The 18,214-nt window shown below is 71.1% G+C and carries 3 protein-coding genes; all 3 read left to right on the plus strand.

The annotated features are described in order from the left end of the window. Window positions 1-142 precede the first annotated feature (142 nt). The 3 genes from ED92_RS35965 (at window position 143) to ED92_RS35975 (ending at window position 18,087) form a co-directional block, all read left to right on the plus strand. Complete coding sequence (locus tag ED92_RS35965) at window positions 143-12,127, plus strand: non-ribosomal peptide synthetase (RefSeq protein WP_037346386.1); 11,985 nt, start codon at window positions 143-145, stop codon at window positions 12,125-12,127. A gap of 177 nt (window positions 12,128-12,304) precedes the next feature. Continuing rightward, window positions 12,305-17,866 carry a non-ribosomal peptide synthetase gene (locus ED92_RS35970; RefSeq protein ID WP_037346388.1) on the plus strand — a complete coding sequence of 1,854 codons (5,562 nt, stop codon included), beginning with the start codon at window positions 12,305-12,307 and terminating at the stop codon, window positions 17,864-17,866. A gap of 11 nt (window positions 17,867-17,877) precedes the next feature. Next, window positions 17,878-18,087, plus strand: a complete 210-nt coding sequence (locus ED92_RS35975; protein WP_037346390.1) for an MbtH family protein — start codon at window positions 17,878-17,880, stop codon at window positions 18,085-18,087. The last annotated feature ends 127 nt before the right edge of the window (window positions 18,088-18,214 follow it).

An 18,214-nucleotide genomic window follows, 5' to 3' on the forward strand; every position in this document is an offset into this window, starting at 1 on the left:
AAAAGCGGCCGTTGGACATGTTGTCCGTGCCGACCCTTCGGGCGACGATTCTGCGGGGGGACATGCCGCGTTCGACGTCGGCTCTTCGACTTCGCGCAGGACGGGATTCGCCGAAGGACTTCGCTGATCGAGGGAGAAATTGATGGCTCAGTCGCGGATCGAGGACATCTGGCCGCTGTCGCCGTTGCAGGCAGGGCTGGTCTTCCACGCGGTCTACGACGGTGAGGGGCTCGACGTCTACATCGGACATTGGGTCCTGGAGCTGGACGGGCCCGTGGACGCGGCGAGGTTGCGCGCGGCGTGGGAGGCGCTGCTGGCCCGGCACGCTTCACTGCGGGCGTGTTTCCGGCAGCGCAAAACCGGCGAGACCGTGCAGATCATCGCCAGGCAGGTCGAACTGCCGTGGCGCGAGATCGACCTGTCCCACCTCGAAAACCCCGAAGCCGCCGTGCACGGGCTGGCCGAAGAGGACCGGACGAAGCGGTTCGACCTCGCGACGGCGCCGTTGCTGCGGCTGACCTTGATCCGGCTCGGCGACGACAGCCATCGCCTCGTGGTGACCTGCCATCACGCGATCATGGACGCCTGGTCGCTGCCGATCGTGTTCGACGAGCTGTCGGCGCTGTACGCGGCGGCGGAGCTGCCGGAGGTGACGCCGTACCGCGAATATCTCGCGTGGCTGAGCCGCCAGGACAAGACGAAGGCGCTTTCGGCCTGGACGAAGGAACTGGGCGATCTCGAGTCGCAGACGCTGGTCGCGCCCGCCGATCCGGGACGGGCGCCCGGGATTCCCGAGAGCGTCACGGTCGAACTTCCCTCGGAGCTCACCCGCTCGCTGGAGGAGCTGGCCCGCGGCAACGGGCTCACGCTGAACACGGTGGTGCAGGGCGCGTGGGCGCTGGTGCTCGCCCAGCTGTCCGGCCGCACCGACGTCGTGTTCGGCGCGGTGGTCTCGGCGCGCCCGCCGGATCTGCCCGGCGTGGAAGGAATGGTGGGGCTGTTCCTCAACACCGTCCCGGTACGCGCGCGGCTGCGTGGCTCGGCGCCGGTCGTCGAGATGCTGGCGGAGCTGCAGAAGCGGCAGTCGGCGCTCATCCCCGACCAGTTCGTCGGGCTGGCGGACATCCAGCAGGCGGCCGGTCCCGGCGCGAGCTTCGACACGATGATCGTCTTCGAGAACTTCCCGCGCGAGCTCGGCGGGCCGGAGTCCGCCGCCCCCTTCGGCATTCGCGTGAACCAGGGCCAGGAAGCGGCCCACTATCCGCTGACGCTGGTCGCCGTTCCCGGCGAGTCGATGCTCGTCAAACTCGACTACCTCACGGACCTCTTCGACGAGGCGGCCGCGCTCGCCATCGTCGAGCGGTTCACCGGCGTGCTGCGGCAGCTGACGCGTGATCTCACCGTCGCCGACATCGAGGTCATCAGCGAGGCCGAGCGCGAAACGGTCGGTCGGTGGGGCGTCTCGTCCGAGCCGACCCCGGACGTACTGGCGCCGGATCTGTTCTCGCGTCAGGACGAAAACGCGGTGGCCGTCGTCGCCGGTGACGAGACGCTGTCGTACGGAGAGCTGGCCGAGCGCGCCGAGCGGCTCGCCGGGTACCTGAGCAGCAAGGGAGTCCGGCGCGGAGACCGCGTCGCCGTCGTGATGGACCGGTCGCCCGACCTGATCGCGACCCTGCTCGCCGTGTGGAAGGCGGGTGCCGCGTACATCCCGCTGGACCCCGCGTATCCGGCGGAACGCGTGAAGTTCATGCTGGCGGACGCCGAACCGGCGGCGGTGGTGTGCACGGAAGCCCACCGGAACGCGGTGCTGGACGGCGGTCTCGCCCCGATCGTCCTCGACGATCCGGAGACCCGGCGAGCGGTCGCGGAGTCCGCGCGGCTGTCGATCGGCGTCACGGCCGACGACGTCGCGTACGTGATGTACACGTCGGGCTCGACGGGCACGCCCAAGGGTGTCGCGGTGTCGCACGGCAACGTCGCGGCACTGGTCGGCGAGCCCGGCTGGGACGTCGGCCCCGGAGACGCCGTGCTGATGCACGCCTCGCACGCCTTCGACATCTCCCTGTTCGAGATGTGGGTGCCGCTGCTGACGGGCGCGCGGCTGGTGCTCGCCGGATCGGGGGTGGTGGACGGCGAGGCGCTGGCCGGTTACGTGGCCTCCGGGGTCACGGCCGCTCACCTGACCGCCGGCAGTTTCCGGGTGCTGGCCGAGGAGGCGCCGGAGTCGGTCGCCGGGCTACGCGAGGTGCTGACCGGCGGCGACGCGGTACCGCCCGCCGCGGTCGAGCGTGTCCGGCGGACCTGCCCGGACGTTCGGGTGCGGCATCTGTACGGGCCCACCGAGGCCACGCTGTGCGCGACATGGTGGCTGCTCGAACCCGGCGACGGGATGGGCGCGGTGCTGCCGATCGGCCGTCCGCTCGCGGGACGCCGGGTCTACGTGCTCGACGCGTTCCTGCGGCCTGTTCCGCAGGGCCTGCCTGGCGAGCTGTACGTCGCCGGAGCCGGTGTGGCGCAAGGCTATCTGGGCCGGTCGATGCTGACGGCCGAGCGGTTCGTCGCGGATCCGTTCGTCGCGGGCGGCCGCATGTACCGGACCGGCGACCTGGCGTACTGGACGGAGAACGGCACGCTGGCGTTCGCCGGCCGCGCCGACGACCAGGTGAAGATCCGCGGTTACCGCGTGGAGCCCGGCGAGATCGAGGTGGCGCTCGCCCGGCTGCCCGGCGTCGCGCAGGCCGTGGTCGTCGCCCGGGGTGAGCACCTGATCGGCTACGCCGTCCCCGAAGCGGGGCAGGCCCTGGACCCGGCGCTCCTGAGCGGACAGCTCGCCGAGACGCTGCCCGAGTTCATGATCCCGGCCGCGATGCTGGTGCTGGACGACTTGCCGCTGACCGTCAACGGGAAGGTGGACCGGCAGGCGCTGCCCGAACCGGACTTCTCCGCGAAGGCGGCGGGCCGCGAGCCCGCGACCGAGGACGAACGAGTCCTTTGTGGAGTGTTCGCCGACGTCCTCGGGCTGGAACGGGTCGGCGTCGAGGACAGCTTCTTCGAGCTGGGCGGCGACTCGATCTCGTCGATGCAGGTGGCCGCCCGCGCCCGGCGCGAAGGCATCTCCCTGACCCCGCGGCTGGTGTTCGAGCACCGGACGCCCGAACGGCTGGCGGCGCTGGCCAAGGACACCGTGGCACCGTCCACAGTGGAGTCCGGCGTGGGCGAGATCCCGATGACGCCGGTGATGCTCGCCCTCGGCGAGAACGCCGTGCGGCCGGGCTTCGCGCAGGCCAGAGTCCTCGTCACCCCGGAAGGATTCAGCCAGGAAGCGCTGGTCAAGGCCCTGCAGGCCGTGCTGGACACGCACGATCTGCTGCGGGCGCGCGTGGACGCGGGACGGCTGATCGTGCCCGAGCCGGGTGCGGTGGACGCGGCCGGTCTGGTGACGCGCGTCGAGGCCCGCGACCTGGACGAGGCCGCCGGACGCGAGGTCCGGAAGGCGACGGCCACGCTGGATCCGGCGGCCGGGACCATGCTGCGCGCGGTGTGGATCGACGATCCGCAATCCGGGCAGGGACGGCTCGCGCTCGTGGCGCATCACCTGGCCGTCGACGCGGTCTCGTGGGGAATCCTGCTGCCTGATCTGCGCTCGGCCTACGAAGACGCGGCGCTCGAACCCGTGGCGACGTCGTACCGCCACTGGGCGCGCCGCCTCGCCGAGCAAGCACGCGACGAGCGCACCGTGGCCGAAACCGACCGCTGGATCGCCCTTCTCGACGGGGCGGCACCGGCCGTGGACCTGAGCGCGGGCAAGACGCACTCGTGGTCCGCGACGCTGTCCGGCGCCGTGGCGGACGACCTGCTGACCCGGCTGCCGAACGCCTTCCACTGCGGGATCCAGGACGTCCTGCTGGCGGGTCTCGCGGGTGCGGTGACCGGGCTGCGCGGGACCGGCGCGCTGCTCGTGGACGTCGAAGGACACGGTCGCGAGGCCGCCGACGGCGAAGACCTGTTGCGCACGGTGGGCTGGTTCACCAGCGTGCACCCCGTCCGCTTCGACGTCTCGACGGGGAACCTGCTGAAGACCGCCAAGGAACAGATCCGCGCCGTTCCCGGCGACGGACTCGGCTACGGGCTGCTGCGGTACCTCAACCCCGAAACCGGCGCCAGGCTGGCGGAGTCGCCGTCCGCGCAGATCGGGTTCAACTATCTCGGCCGCACCGGCCTTTCCGCCAAGGACCGTGCGTGGCAGCCGGCGGGCGAAGGGCCGCTCGGCGGTGGGCCGGACATGATCCTGGCCCATCCCGTCGAGGTCGGCGCCGAGGTGCAGGACACGCCGGACGGGCCGCGGCTCGGGCTCGCCATCGACGCCCGGGATGTCGATCCCGCCACGGTCGAGCGTCTCGGTGAGGCCTGGCTGGCGACGCTGAACGCGCTCGCCGACGATCGCGCCGCGGGCGGGCACACGCCGTCCGACTTCGCTCTCGTCGAGCTGGCGCTGCAGGACGTGACGGAGCTGGAGGCCGCGACGCCGGGCTTGACCGACATCTGGCCGCTTTCACCGCTCCAGGAAGGCATGCTCTTCGAGCGGGCCGTCGCCGACGACGGCGTCGACGTCTATCAGAGCCAGCGGATCCTGGACCTCGACGGACCGCTCGACGCGGACCGGCTGCGGGCCGCGTGGGACCAGGTGGTCGCCCGGCACGACTCGCTTCGGACGGGCTTCCACCAGCTGGGTTCCGGCGCGACGGTGCAGGTCGTCGCCGCCGAGGCCGAAATCCCTTGGCGCACGGTCGATCTGTCGCACGTCGGCGAGGAGGACGCGGCCGCGGAGATCGAGCGACTGCTCGCCGAGGACCAGGCCGAGCGGTTCGACGTGACCAAGGCGCCGCTGCTCCGGCTGATGCTGATCAAGCTGAGCCCGGTGCGGCACCGGTTCGTGCTGACGTCGCACCATGTTCTCCTTGACGGCTGGTCGACGCCGCTCGTCCTGGGCGAGGTCTCGATCGCGTACGCGGGTGGACGAGGACCGTCGAAGACACCGTCCTATAAGGACTATCTGAGCTGGCTGAGCCGCCAGGACGAGCGGGCGACCCAGGAGGCGTGGCGCGCCGAACTCGCCGGTTCCGACGAGCCGACCGTGGTGGACGCCGACGCGGACAAGGCGATGGTCGTCCCGGGCGAGCACGCCGAATTGCTGCCCGAAGCGGCGACACGGGCGCTCACCGGATTCGCCCGCGGACACGGCCTGACGCTGAGCACGATCGTGCAGGGCGCGTGGGCGCTGGTGCTGTCGCGGCTCGCGGGCCGCACCGACGTCGTGTTCGGGACGGTCGTCTCCGGGCGTCCGGCGGACGTGCCGGACGTGGAGCGGATGGTGGGGATGTTCATCAACACCGTCCCGGTCCGCGTGCGGCTCGACGGTGACCTGCCGGTGCTGGAACTGCTCCAGGACCTGCAGAGCCGTCAGTCCGCGTTGAGCGAGCACCAGTACTTGGGGCTGTCGCAGGTGCAGCGCGCGGCGGGGGCGGGCGCGGTCTTCGACACCATCGTGATGATCGAGAACTACCCGCACGACGCCGACGGTCTCGGCGACGACGGCGGGGTGTCGATCAGCTCGGTCGTGACCAGGACCGGCACCGGCTATCCGCTGACCATGAGCGTTTCGCCCGGCAAGACCTTGCAGATCCGGGTGGCGTATCGGCCCGACCGGATCGAGGCGGGAACGGCGGCCGAGGTCGCCAGGCAGGTCGTGCGGGTGCTGGAGCGGGTGTCGGCGGAGGCCTCGCTTCCTGTGGGCCGCCTCGGCGTGACGAGCGAACCTGCGCGTGCTTCCGTGGTGGAGCGCTGGAACGCGACGGGCGAGGCGACGTCCGGGACCACGGTGCCGGAGCTGTTCCGGCGGCAGGCCGCGGAATCGCCGGACGCGGTCGCGGTCGTCGACGGGGAGCGCACGCTGTCCTACGCCGAACTCGACCGGGAATCCGAGGGGCTGGCCGGGTATCTGGCCTCGCGAGGGGTGCGGCGCGGTGACCGCGTCGGTGTCGTGATGGAACGCGGCGCGGATCTGCTCGTCGCCCTGCTCGCGGTCTGGAAGGCCGGCGCGGCTCAGGTTCCGGTGAACGTCGACTACCCCGCGGAGCGGATCGAGCGGATGCTGGCCGATTCCGGTGCGGCGCTGGCGATCTGCGTGACGGCGAGCCTCGACGCGGTGCCGCACGGGATCGAGCCGGTCGTCATGGGCGCGAGGGAGTACGCGGCGCCGCCCGTCACCGTCGGCGCGCACGACACGGCGTACGTGATGTACACGTCGGGTTCGACCGGCGTGCCCAAGGGGGTCGCGGTGCCGCACGGCAGTGTCGCGGCGCTGGCGGGTGACCCGGGCTGGTCGCAAGGACCCGGGGATCGTGTGCTGCTGCACGCTTCCCACGCCTTCGACGCGTCACTGGTCGAGATCTGGGTGCCGCTGGTGAGCGGGGCCACCGTCGTGGTCGCGGAACCGGGCGCGGTCGACGCGCAGCGGGTGCGGGAGGCGATCGAGCGCGGCGTCACCACCATCCACCTGACCGCCGGGACTTTCCGCGTGGTGGCCGAGGAAGCGCCGGAGTCGTTCATCGGGCTGCGGGAGATCCTGACCGGCGGCGACGCGGTGCCTCTCGCGTCCGTGGAGCGGATGCGCCGTGCCTGCCCGGACGTGCGATTCCGGCAGCTCTACGGCCCCACCGAGATCACCTTGTGCGCCACCTGGCTCGTCCTCGAACCGGGTGCCGAAACGGGCGACGTCCTGCCGATCGGCGGACCGCTGGCCGGACGGCAGGCGTACGTGCTCGACGCGTTCCTGCAGCCGGTGGCGCCGGGGGTGACCGGAGAGCTGTATCTCGCCGGTGCCGGTCTGGCGCACGGCTATCTGGGTGCTCCGGACGCGACGGCGCAGCGTTTCGTCGCGAATCCGTTCGCGGCCGGTGAGCGCCTGTACCGCACCGGCGACCTCGCGCGCTGGACCGAGGACGGCGAACTGCTGTTCGGCGGCCGCGCCGACGCCCAGGTGAAGATCCGGGGCTACCGTGTCGAACCGGGCGAGATCGAGGCGGCGCTGACCGCACTGCCCGACGTCGCCCAGGCCGTCGTGGTGGCACGGGAGGAACGACCCGGCGAGAAGCGGCTGATCGCCTACGTCACCGCGGAATCGGAACTGGACGCCGAGACGGTCCGGACGCGGCTCGCGCAGCGGCTGCCGGAGTTCATGGTGCCCGCGGTGGTGCTCGTACTCGACACCTTCCCGTTGACCCTCAACGGGAAGATCGACCGCGCCGCCCTGCCCGCACCCGAATTCGCCGGGAAAGCCGCCGGCCGTGAACCGCGCACCGAGGCCGAACGCGTGCTGACCGATCTGTTCGCCGAGATCCTCGGCGTGGACCGGGTCGGCGCGGACGACAGCTTCTTCGAACTGGGCGGCGACTCGATCCTCTCGATGCGGCTGGCCGCCCGCGCCCGGCGCGAGGACTACGTCTTCGGTGCCAAGCAGGTCTTCGAGCAGAAGACGCCCGCGGGGATCGCGGCCGTCGCCGGACGCGGTGTGCGGCAGGCCGAGGTCGCCGACGGCGTCGGCGAGGTGCCGTGGACGCCGGTCGTGCGGGCGCTGCTCGAACGCGATCCCGGCGCGATGTCCCGGGGCGCGCTGGCGCAATGGGTGATCGCGGGAGTGCCCGGCGACCTGACCGAGGCGGCGCTGACGGCCGGTCTGCGTACCGTGATCGATACGCATGACCTGCTGCGCAGCCGGGTCGTCGACTCCGGTCTGGTCGTGGCGGAGCGGGGAACCGTCGACGTCGCCACAGTGCTTCAGAGGGTCGAGGCGGGCGACGGTGACCTCGACGAGATCGCGGAGCGCCACGCGCACGAGGCGGCCGGACGGCTCGATCCGGTCGCGGGTGTGATGTTCCAGGCCGTGTGGGTCGACGCGGGCGCCAAGGGGCGGCTCGTGCTGGCCGCCCATCACCTCGCGGTCGACGTCGTGTCGTGGCGTGTCCTGCTCGCCGATCTGCAAGCGGCGTGCGAGGAACCGGTGCTCGACCCGCCGCCCGTCTCCTTCCGGCGCTGGGCGCGGACGCTGGCCGACGAGGCCGCGCGGCGGACCGGGGAACTGGAGACCTGGAAGGAAATCCTCGACGGTGCGCGGGCGCGGGTCGGCGTACTCGACCCGAAACGTGACACCATCGCGACCTCCGGCCGCCGCTCGTGGACGTTGCCGCGGGACCGCGCGAGCGTCCTCGCGGAGAAGGCGACGGCGGCGTTCCACTGCGGCATCCACGAGGTGCTGCTGGCCACCCTCGCCGGTGCGGTCACCCGATGGCGCGGCGGCACCGCCGTCGTGGTGGACGTCGAAGGTCACGGGCGTGAGCCCCTCGAAGACATGGACCTTTCGCGGACGCTCGGCTGGTTCACCGATGTCCATCCGCTGAGGTTGGACACCTCCGGGGCGGACACGCCTGGCCAGTTGGTGAAGCAGGTCAAGGAAAACGTGCGTGCGGTCCCCGACGGCGGGCTCGGTTACGGGATGCTGCGGTATCTCGACGACGAAGCCGGGAAGGTGCTGGCGGCACTGCCGTCGCCGGAGATCGGGTTCAACTACCTCGGCCGGTTCTCGCCCCGGCCCGACGGCGACGCGGAACCCTGGCAGCTCGCCGGAACCATCGGCGGCACGGCGGAGGACGACCTGCCGCTGCGGCACGCCGTCGAAATCGACGCGGTGGTGCTCGACGGCGACGCCGGACCCGAGTTCACCCTGACCCTCACCTGGGCGGAACGGCTGCTCACCGAAACCGACGCGGAATCGCTCGGCAAGGCATGGCTGGACTCGCTGACCGAGCTCGCGACTCACACTGAAGCCGGCGTGGGAGGACACACGCCGTCCGACTTCCCGCTCATCGAGCTGACGCAGCGGGAAGTGTCGGACGTCGAGGCGCTCGTCCCGAACCTGCACGACATCTGGCCGCTTTCCCCGCTGCAGGAAGGGTTGCTGTTCCACGCGGTCGACGAGCGCGGCCCGGACGTCTACGCCGGTATCCGCGACATCATCCTCGACGGACCGCTCGACGTCGCCCGGTTCCGCGCGTCGTGGCAGACCCTGCTCGACCGGCATCCCGCGCTGCGGGCGGGTTTCCACCGGCTCGGCTCCGGCACGGCCGTCCAGGCGGTCGTCCGCGATGTTCCGGTGCCGTGGCAGGAAACCGACCTGTCCCACCTGCCCGAGGCCGAGGCACTGGCGGAATTCGAGCGGCTCGCGGCGGAGTCCCATGCCGAGCGGTTCGACCTGGCGAAGGCGCCGCTGCTGCACCTGCACCTGGTGCGGTTCGGCGACCGCAGGCACCGGCTGGTGCTCCGGTCGCATCACATCTCGGCCGACGGCTGGTCGCTTCCGGTCTTCCTCGGCGAGGTGATGGCGGCGTACGAAGGCGAGCGGACGCTTCCCACCCCGACGTCGTACCGGGAGTACCTCGCCTGGCTTTCCCGTCAGGACAAGGCGGCCGCGAAACAGGCGTGGCGGACCGAACTCGCCGGGCTCGACGAGGCGACCCACGTGGTGCCGCCGGACACCATCGCCGTGCCCATCGAGCCGGACCGCGTCCGCTTCGAACTCGACGCCGAACTCGGCACCCGGCTGATGGAGTTCACGCGGCGCCACGGCGTCACGACGAACACGCTCTTCCAAGGTGTCTGGGCACTTCTGCTGGCCAGGCTGACCGGACGCGACGACGTCGTTTTCGGGACCACGGTGGCCGGGCGGCCGATCGAGATCCCGGGTGTCGAATCCGCGGTCGGCCTGTTCATGAACATGCTGCCGGTCCGTGCCCGGCTCACCGGCGCCCAGCCGTTCCTGGAGATGCTGACGGATCTGCAGGAACGCCAGGTCGCCCTCATGCCGCATCAGCATGTCGGGCTGACCGAGATCAACCAGCTCGCCGGTCCGGGCGCGGCCTTCGACACGATCGTGGTGTTCGAGAACTACCCGCCGCCGCCCCCGCCGTCCGACGATCCCGACGTCCTCGCGTTGCGCCCGGCGGGGATCCCGGACGACACCGGGCACTATCCGTTGTCCATCCGCGCTTCCGAAGGCGGCGGCGTCCACGGTGAGGTGATCTACCGGCCGGACGTGTTCGACCGGACGCGGATCGAGGAGATCGTCGCCTCGATCGTCCGGGCGCTCGACCAGGTCGTGACCGAACCGCGGGTGCCGGTCGGGCGGGTCGCCCTGATCGGGCCGGAGCAGCGCCGTCTGGTGATCGACGAGTGGAACCGGACCGAGGTGCCGTTCGAGGCCGAAGCCCTGCCGGTGCTGTTCCGCCGCCAGGTGGAGAAGTCTCGCGACGCCGTGGCGATCGCGGACGCGAAGCGGACCCTGACCTTCGGCGGGCTGCTCGGCGAGGTCGAGACGCTGGCGCGGTTGCTCGTCGGGCTGGGTGTCCGGCGGGAGACCCGGGTCGGTGTCCTGGTGGAGCGGTCGGCCGAACTCGTGGTGACGATGATGGGCGTGTCGTTCTCCGGCGGGGCTTTCGTGCCGGTCGACCCGGACTATCCGGCCGAGCGTATCGAGCTGATGCTGACGAGCTCGGCGCCGCAGGTGCTGGTGTGCACGGCGGCCACGCGGGCGGTGGTGCCGTCGACGTTCGACGGCGAAATCCTGATGCTGGACGAACTCCCGGCCGCGGATCCGGCTGTCGTCCTGCCGCCGGTGAAGGCGACCGACGCGGCGTACGTGATCTACACGTCGGGGTCGACGGGGGTGCCGAAGGGTGTCATGGTCACCCATTCCGGGCTCGGGAACCTGGCGACGGCACATATCGAACGCCTCGGCGTGACGTCGTCTTCGCGGGTTCTGCAGCTGTCCGCGATCGGCTTCGACGCGATCGTCTCCGAGCTGTACATGTCGCTGCTGGCCGGCGCGACCCTGGTGCTGGCCGACGCGGAGACCATGCCGCCGCGGGTGACGCTCGGAGACGCGTTGCGGCGCTGGGGGATCACTCATCTCACGGTGTCGCCGAGTGTGCTGGCCGTGGAGGAGGATCTGCCGGACACGCTGCGCGGCGTGCTGACCGGCGGCGAGGTGTGCACGCCCGCGCTGGTCGACCGCTGGTCGCCGGGCCGCCGGTTCATCAACGCCTACGGCCCGACCGAGACGACGATCTGCTCGACCATGAGCGCCCCGTTGTCGCCGGGACACGAGGTGGTCCCGCTCGGTGGCCCGATCCGGAACGTGAAGCACTACATCCTCGACGCGTACCTGCAGCCGGTGCCGCCCGGTGTCACCGGCGAGCTGTACATCGCCGGGGCCGGGCTCGCTCGCGGGTACCTGGGGCGGCCGGGCCTGACGGCGGAACGGTTCGTCGCGGACCCGTTCACCCCGGGCGAGCGCATGTACCGCTCCGGCGACCGGTTCCGCTGGGACCCCGACGGCGAGCTGATCTTCGTCGGCCGGGTCGACGCGCAGGTCAAGGTGCGCGGCTACCGGGTCGAGCCCGCGGAGATCGAGAACGTGCTCGCCGAACATCCGGGCGTCGCGCAGGCGGCGGTCGCCGTGCACCGGGACGGGCCGGGCGACAAACGGCTCGTGGCCTACGTCGTGCCGTCGGACGGCGCCGACGGCTCACTGACGTCGGTGCTGCGCGAGATGGCGGCGGAACGCCTGCCGGAGTACATGATGCCCGCGGCGTTCGTGGCGCTGGAGAAGATGCCGCTCACCCCGAACGGCAAACTCGACCACCGGGCGCTGCAGGCACCCGACTTCTCCGGCATGTCCTCCGGACGCGACCCGCGCACGGCCATGGAGGCGAGGCTGTGCGACCTGTTCGCGGAGGTGCTCGGCCTGGAGCAGGTCGGGCCCGACGACAGCTTCTTCGAACTCGGCGGCGACTCGATCATCTCGATGCAGCTGTCGGCCCGCGCCCGCCGCGAAGGGCTGGAACTGAGCCCGTGGCAGGTGTTCGAAGAGAAGACACCGGAACGGCTGGCGACGCTCGTCAAGGAGATCCCGGCCGAAGGCGAAAGCACCCCGGACCCGGAGCCCGCCGGGGGCTCGCTCCTCGCCCTTTCCCCTGACCAGCTGGACCAACTCGAGGCCGGATTCTCGTGATCGAGTACCGCACTCGCGTGCTTGGGGCCGTAACTCACGTGCTTGGGGCCGTAACTCACGTGCGCGGCCCCGATCACGCGAGTTTCGCCCCCGATCACGCGAGTTCCGCCTCTGATCACGCGAGTTACGCCTCGAAGCACGCGAACGCGAGTTCACCCACCCACCAAGGAGCAGATCGTGACCGTTGACGACACTCGCGCGAAACCGCGTTCCAGCGTGGAGGACGTCTGGCCTCTTTCCCCGCTGCAGGAGGGAATGCTCTACCACACCGCGCTCGACGACGACGGCCCGGACACGTACACCGTGCAGACCGTCTACGGTATCGACGGCCCGCTGGACGCCGCGCTGCTGCGCGCGACGTGGCAGGCGCTGGTCGACCGGCACGCCGCGCTGCGGGCCTGTTTCCGGTACGTCAGCGGCGCGCAGATGGTGCAGGTCATCACCCGCGACGCGCAGATCCCTTGGCGTGAAACGGATCTGACCGGGCTGCCCGAGGAGATCCTCGAAAGCGAAGTGGACCGGCTGGCCGCGGACGAGCTGGCCGAGCGGCTCCGTATCGAGGTGGCGCCGCTGATGAAGCTGCACCTGATCCGGCTCGGCCCGGACCGCCACCGCCTCGTGCACACGCTGCACCACGTGCTGACCGACGGCTGGTCGATGCCGATCATCCACCGCGAACTCGCCGCGATCTACGCCGCTGGCGGGGACGCGTCCGGCCTGCCGCCCACAGTGTCCTATCGGGACTATCTCGCCTGGCTCGGCAAGCAGGACAAGGAAATCGCCCGCGCGGCCTGGCGCGAGGAGTTCGCCGGGATCGACACGCCCACCGCGGTCGCGCCCGCCGATCCCGGCCGGGTCCCGGAGATCGACACCGAGATCGTCGAGCTGTCGACGGAACTCACCGAGGGGCTGGCGAATCTGGCGCGCGGCCACGACCTCACGCTGAACACCGTCGTGCAGGGCGCGTGGGCCGTCGTGCTTTCGCAGCTCGCCGGCCGCACCGAGGTCGTGTTCGGCGCGACCGCTTCGGGCCGTCCCGCCGAACTCGCCGGCGTCGAGTCGATGGTCGGCCAGCTGCTCAACACCTTGCCGGTGCGTGTGCGGCTCGACGGCGCCCGCCGCGCGGTCGACCTGTTCGCCGAACTGCAGCGCGACCAGTCGGCGCTCATGGCCCACCAGCATCTCGGCCTGCAGGACGTCCAGGCCGTGGTCGGTCCCGGCGCGGTCTTCGACACGCTGGTCATCTACGAGAACTTCCCCCGCAAGGGGCTCGGTCAGGCCCACGACGGCCTGACGCTGCGTCCGGTCAAACGCGGGCGCAACTCGTCGCACTACCCGTTCACGCTGGTCACCGGCCCGGGTGAGCAAATGCCGCTGATCCTCGATTACGACCGCGGCCTGTTCGACGAGAAGGTCGCCGGATCGGTCGTCGGCGCGCTGGCCCGCGTGCTGGAGCGGCTGGTCGCCGAACCCGACGTCCTCGTCGGCCGGTTGACCCTGCTGAGCGAGGCCGAACGCGCCCTGGTGGTGGACGAATTCAACGCGACCGAAGGCCCGGTCCCCGGGGAATCCGTCGTCGAACTGTTCGCCCGGCGGGTGACCGAGGCGCCCGAGGCGGTGGCGATCACCGACGCCGACGGCGCGGATCTGACCTACACCGCCCTCGATCAGGCCTCGAACCGGCTGGCCGCGCACCTCGCCGCCCGTGGCGTCGGCCGCGGCGACCGCGTGGGTGTCGCCATGGAAAGGTCGCCGGAGCTGCTGATCGCGTTCCTGGCGATCTGGAAGGCGGGCGCCGCGTACGTCCCGGTGGACGTCGAGTACCCGGCCGAGCGGATCGCGTTCATCCTCGAAGACTCCGGGGTCTCGGTCGTCGTGTGCGCGCAGGCCACCAGCGGGGTCGCGCCGGAGGACGCGATCGTCCTCGACGCGCCGGAAACACGCGTCGCCATCGACGCTTTCGCCGGCACGGCGACGGAATTCCGGCCGAGCGCGGACGACCTGGCGTACGTCATGTACACCTCCGGATCCACGGGTCTGCCCAAGGGCGTCGGCATTCCGCACGGCGGCGTGGCGGGCCTTGCCGGCGACAGGGGCTGGCAGATCGGCCCCGGCGACGGCGTGCTGATGCACGCGACGCACGTCTTCGACCCGTCGCTGTACGCGATGTGGGTGCCGCTCTCGACCGGTGCGCGTGTCCTGCTCACCGAGCCGGGTGTCCTCGACGCGGCGGGGGTGCGGCAGGCCGTCGCGCGCGGCGCGAACTACGTCCACCTCACCGCCGGGACCTTCCGCGCGCTGGCGGAGACGTCGCCGGAATGCTTCGACGGTCTGGTCGAGATCGGCACGGGCGGCGACATCGTTCCCGCGCAGTCCGTGGAAAACCTGCGGCGGGCCCAGCCGAACCTTCGGGTGCGCAACACCTACGGGCCGACCGAGACCACGTTGTGCGCGACGTGGCTTCCGATCGAACCCGGTGACGTCGTCGACCGGGAACTGCCGATCGGTCACCCCATGACCAACCGCAGGATCTACATCCTCGACGCCTTCCTGCGGCCGGTCGCGCCGGGTGTGGCGGGCGAGCTGTACATCGCGGGAACGGGGCTGGCGCGGGGATATCTCGACAGCCCGGGCCTGACGTCGGAACGGTTCGTGGCGTGCCCGTTCCTGCCGGGCGAACGTATGTACCGCACCGGCGACCTGGCCCGCTGGACCCGCGGCGGCGAGGTGGTGTTCCTCGAACGCGCCGACGACCAGGTGAAGATCCGCGGCTACCGCGTCGAACTGGGTGAGGTCGAATCCGTGCTGGCCGCCCAGCCGGGCGTGGTCGAGGCCGTCGTCATGGCGCGCGAGGACCAGCCGGGGGAGAAGCGGCTGGTCGGCTACTTCGTCTCCGACGGCGGCGACGCCGGTCCCGAGGAGATCAAGCGGCAGATGGGTTTGGTGCTGCCCGCGTACATGGTCCCCATGGCGGTCGTCGCGCTGCCCGGCCTTCCGGTCACGCCCAACGGGAAGGTCGACCGCCGGGCGCTGCCCGCCCCGGATCTCGCCGGCCGCGCGTCGGAGAAGGCGCCCGAGAGCGAGTCCGAGAAGGTGCTCTGCGGCCTGTTCTCGGAGATCCTCGGCGTCGACAACGTAGGTGTCGACGACGCCTTCCACGACCTCGGTGGCAGTTCGGCGCTGGCGATGCGGCTCATCGCGCGGATCCGCGAGGTGATCGGCGTGGATCTGCCCATCCGGCAGCTGTTCTCCTCGCCGACGCCCGCCGGTGTCGCCAGGGCGCTCGCCGCGAAGTCACGGCCCGCGCTGGAACCGGCCGAGCGGCCCGAGCGGGTTCCGCTCACCGCGCGGCAGCTGCGTGCGTGGTTGCTGGCCAGCCCCGGCGAGGAGACCGCCGGACTGCAGATCTCGGTCGCGCTGCGCCTGCGCGGCAGGCTCGACGTGGCCGCACTGGGGGCGGCACTCGGCGACATCGCCGCCCGGCACGAAGTGCTGCGCACGACCTTCCCCGGAGACGCGCAGAACGTCCGGCAGCTGGTCCACGAGCCCGCGGCCATCGAGCTGACCCCGGTGCCCGCCACCGAGGAGGAGCTTCCCGGCCTGCTCGCCGGGCTGCGTGCGTCGGTCTTCGATCTCACCAATGAAGTTCCTTGGCGCTGCGACCTTTTCGCGCTCGCGGAGAAGGAACACGTGCTGCATCTGCGGCTGCACCGGATCCTCGCCGACGACGACTCGCTCGACGTGTTCTTCCGCGACCTGGCGGCCGCGTACGGCGCACGGCGTTCGGGCCGGGTCCCGGAACGCGCGCCGCTGGCGCTGCAGTTCGCCGACTACGCGATCTGGGAGCAGCGGCTGCTCGCGGACGAGGACGAACCGGGCAGCCTGATCAACGAGCAGGTCGTCTTCTGGCGGGACACCCTCACCGGGATCGAAGGCGAGACGGTGCTCCCGTTCGACCGGCCGCGTCCGGCCGTCCCGTCGCGCAAGGCGGGCGCGGTCGAGCTGCGGCTCGGCGCCGAACCGTACGAACGGCTGACCAAGGCGGTGGAACGGCTCGGCGCGGACACCATCCACGTCGTGCATGCCGGTCTCGCGATGCTGCTGAGCAAATTCGGTGCGGGCCAGGATCTGGTGATCGGGACGAAACTGGCGCGGGACGAGGACCTCATCGACCTCGAACCGATGATCGGCCCGTTCGCCCGGCCGCTCGCCCTGCGCACGGATCTCTCCGGTGACCCGACGTTCCTCGAGGTCGTCACACGGGTGCAGGAGGCCGTCCGGGGTGCGCGTCAGCAGCTCGACGTGCCGTTCGAGCGGATCGTCGATCTGCTGGACCTGCCCGCCTCGCTGTCCCGCCACCCCGTCTTCCAGGTGGGGCTGGAGGTCGACGAGGAGGACATCGGCGCGTGGGACGCGGCGGAACTGCCCGCCCTGCGCACCAGCGTCGAACCGGGCGGAACCGAGGCCACGGAACTGGATCTCGCGTTCAAGCTCACCGAGCGGCTCGACGAGGACGACGACGAGGACGGTCTCGAAGGCACTCTTCGGTACGCCGCCGACCTGTTCGACGAGGCGACGGCGGAATCGGTGGCGCGGCGGCTGGTCCACGTCCTGGAGCAGGTCGCGGAGGATCCCCAGCGGCGGATCAGCGAGCTGGACCTCTTCCTCGACGAGACCGAACGCGGCCGTCCGGCGATCGCACCCGCGCGGTGGGCGGGCGAGGTACCCGCGGTGGTCGCGGAACTGGGGCCGCTCGGCGCGCTCGTGCTCGACGAGCAGCGGCGGCCGGTCGCCCCGGGCGTCGTCGGTGATCTCTACGTCACCGGTCCGGCGGTCGACGAGGGCGAGTCCGGTGAGCCCTGCCCGTTCGGCGAGCCGGGGCACCGGATGCTGAACACCGGCCTGCTCGCCCGCAAGACCCCGGCCAAAACCCTGATCGTGGTGGGGGAGCGGCGCCGCACGAGTACCGCGGTGAAGACGGGTGACTACGAGATCCTGTTGCCGCTGCAGCCGAACGGCGACCGGCCGCCGCTGTTCTGCGTCCACGCGAGCGGCGGGCTGAGCTGGAACTACGGGCCGCTGCTGCGGCATCTGCCCGCGAACCAGCCGGTCTACGGCGTGCAGGCGCGCGGTCTCGCGCGGACCGAACGCCTGCCCGAGAGCGTCGAGGAAATGGCGGCCGACTACCTCGCGCATATCCGTGCCGTGCAGCCGACCGGGCCGTACCACCTGCTCGGCTGGTCGCTCGGCGGCCGGATCGCGCAGGCGATGGCCGCGATGCTCGAAGCCGACGGGGAAGAACTCGGCCTGCTCGCCCTGCTCGACGCGTATCCCGTCTACATGGGACGGAACGCGACCGGCACGGTGACCGAGGAGGCCGCGCGCGACGAAGACGGCCTCCAGAAACGGAAACAGCAGGATCTGGAGCTGGCGGGCGGCATGGTCCAGGGCCCCGGTGCCCGGGAGCGGCTGGAAGCGGTCATGAAGAACCTCTGGAAGGTCGGGCCGCAGCACACGGCCTCGCCGTTCAACGGTGACATCCTGCTCTTCGTCGCCTCGGAGGACCGGCCGGCGCACCTGCCCGTGTCGGAGGCCGTCGCGGGCTGGAAGGACTTCACCAGCGGGGCCATCGAACACCACGAGATCCCGACCAACCATTACGACATGGTGCAACCCGCGGCGTTGGTCCAGATTGGGTCCATCGTCGCCGAGAAGCTCCGGCCGCGGCCGGGCGCCTGAAAGGAAAACCGATGAGCAATCCCTTTGACAACGAAGACGGTTCCTTTTTCGTGCTGGTGAACGACGAGGGCCAGCACTCCCTCTGGCCGACGTTCGCCGAGGTGCCCGCGGGCTGGACCCGCGTCCACGGCGAGGCCCCGCGCCAGGAATGCCTCGCCTACGTCGAGGAGCACTGGACGGACCTGCGGCCGAAGAGCCTGATCGCCGAAGTCAACGGCTGAACGGGGGTGTCCAGCCGCTCAATGCGGACGGTTGGACGAGCCTCGGCGAAGGGGACTTTCCCCGCGTCTCACGCGGTGAAGGGCGCTTTCCTCGCATCTCATGCGGGGAAAGCGCCCTTCAGCCCCC

It is taken from the genome of Amycolatopsis sp. MJM2582 (genome assembly GCF_000754115.1).
GTDB classification, from domain to species: domain Bacteria; phylum Actinomycetota; class Actinomycetes; order Mycobacteriales; family Pseudonocardiaceae; genus Amycolatopsis; species Amycolatopsis japonica.

Excerpts from the sequence above, each read along its gene's own strand:
- ED92_RS35965 (WP_037346386.1), top strand. The coding sequence starts at position 143 with ATGGCTCAGTCGCGGATCGAGGACATCTGGCCGCTGTCGCCGTTGCAG.
- ED92_RS35975 (WP_037346390.1), top strand. The coding sequence starts at position 17,878 with ATGAGCAATCCCTTTGACAACGAAGACGGTTCCTTTTTCGTGCTGGTG.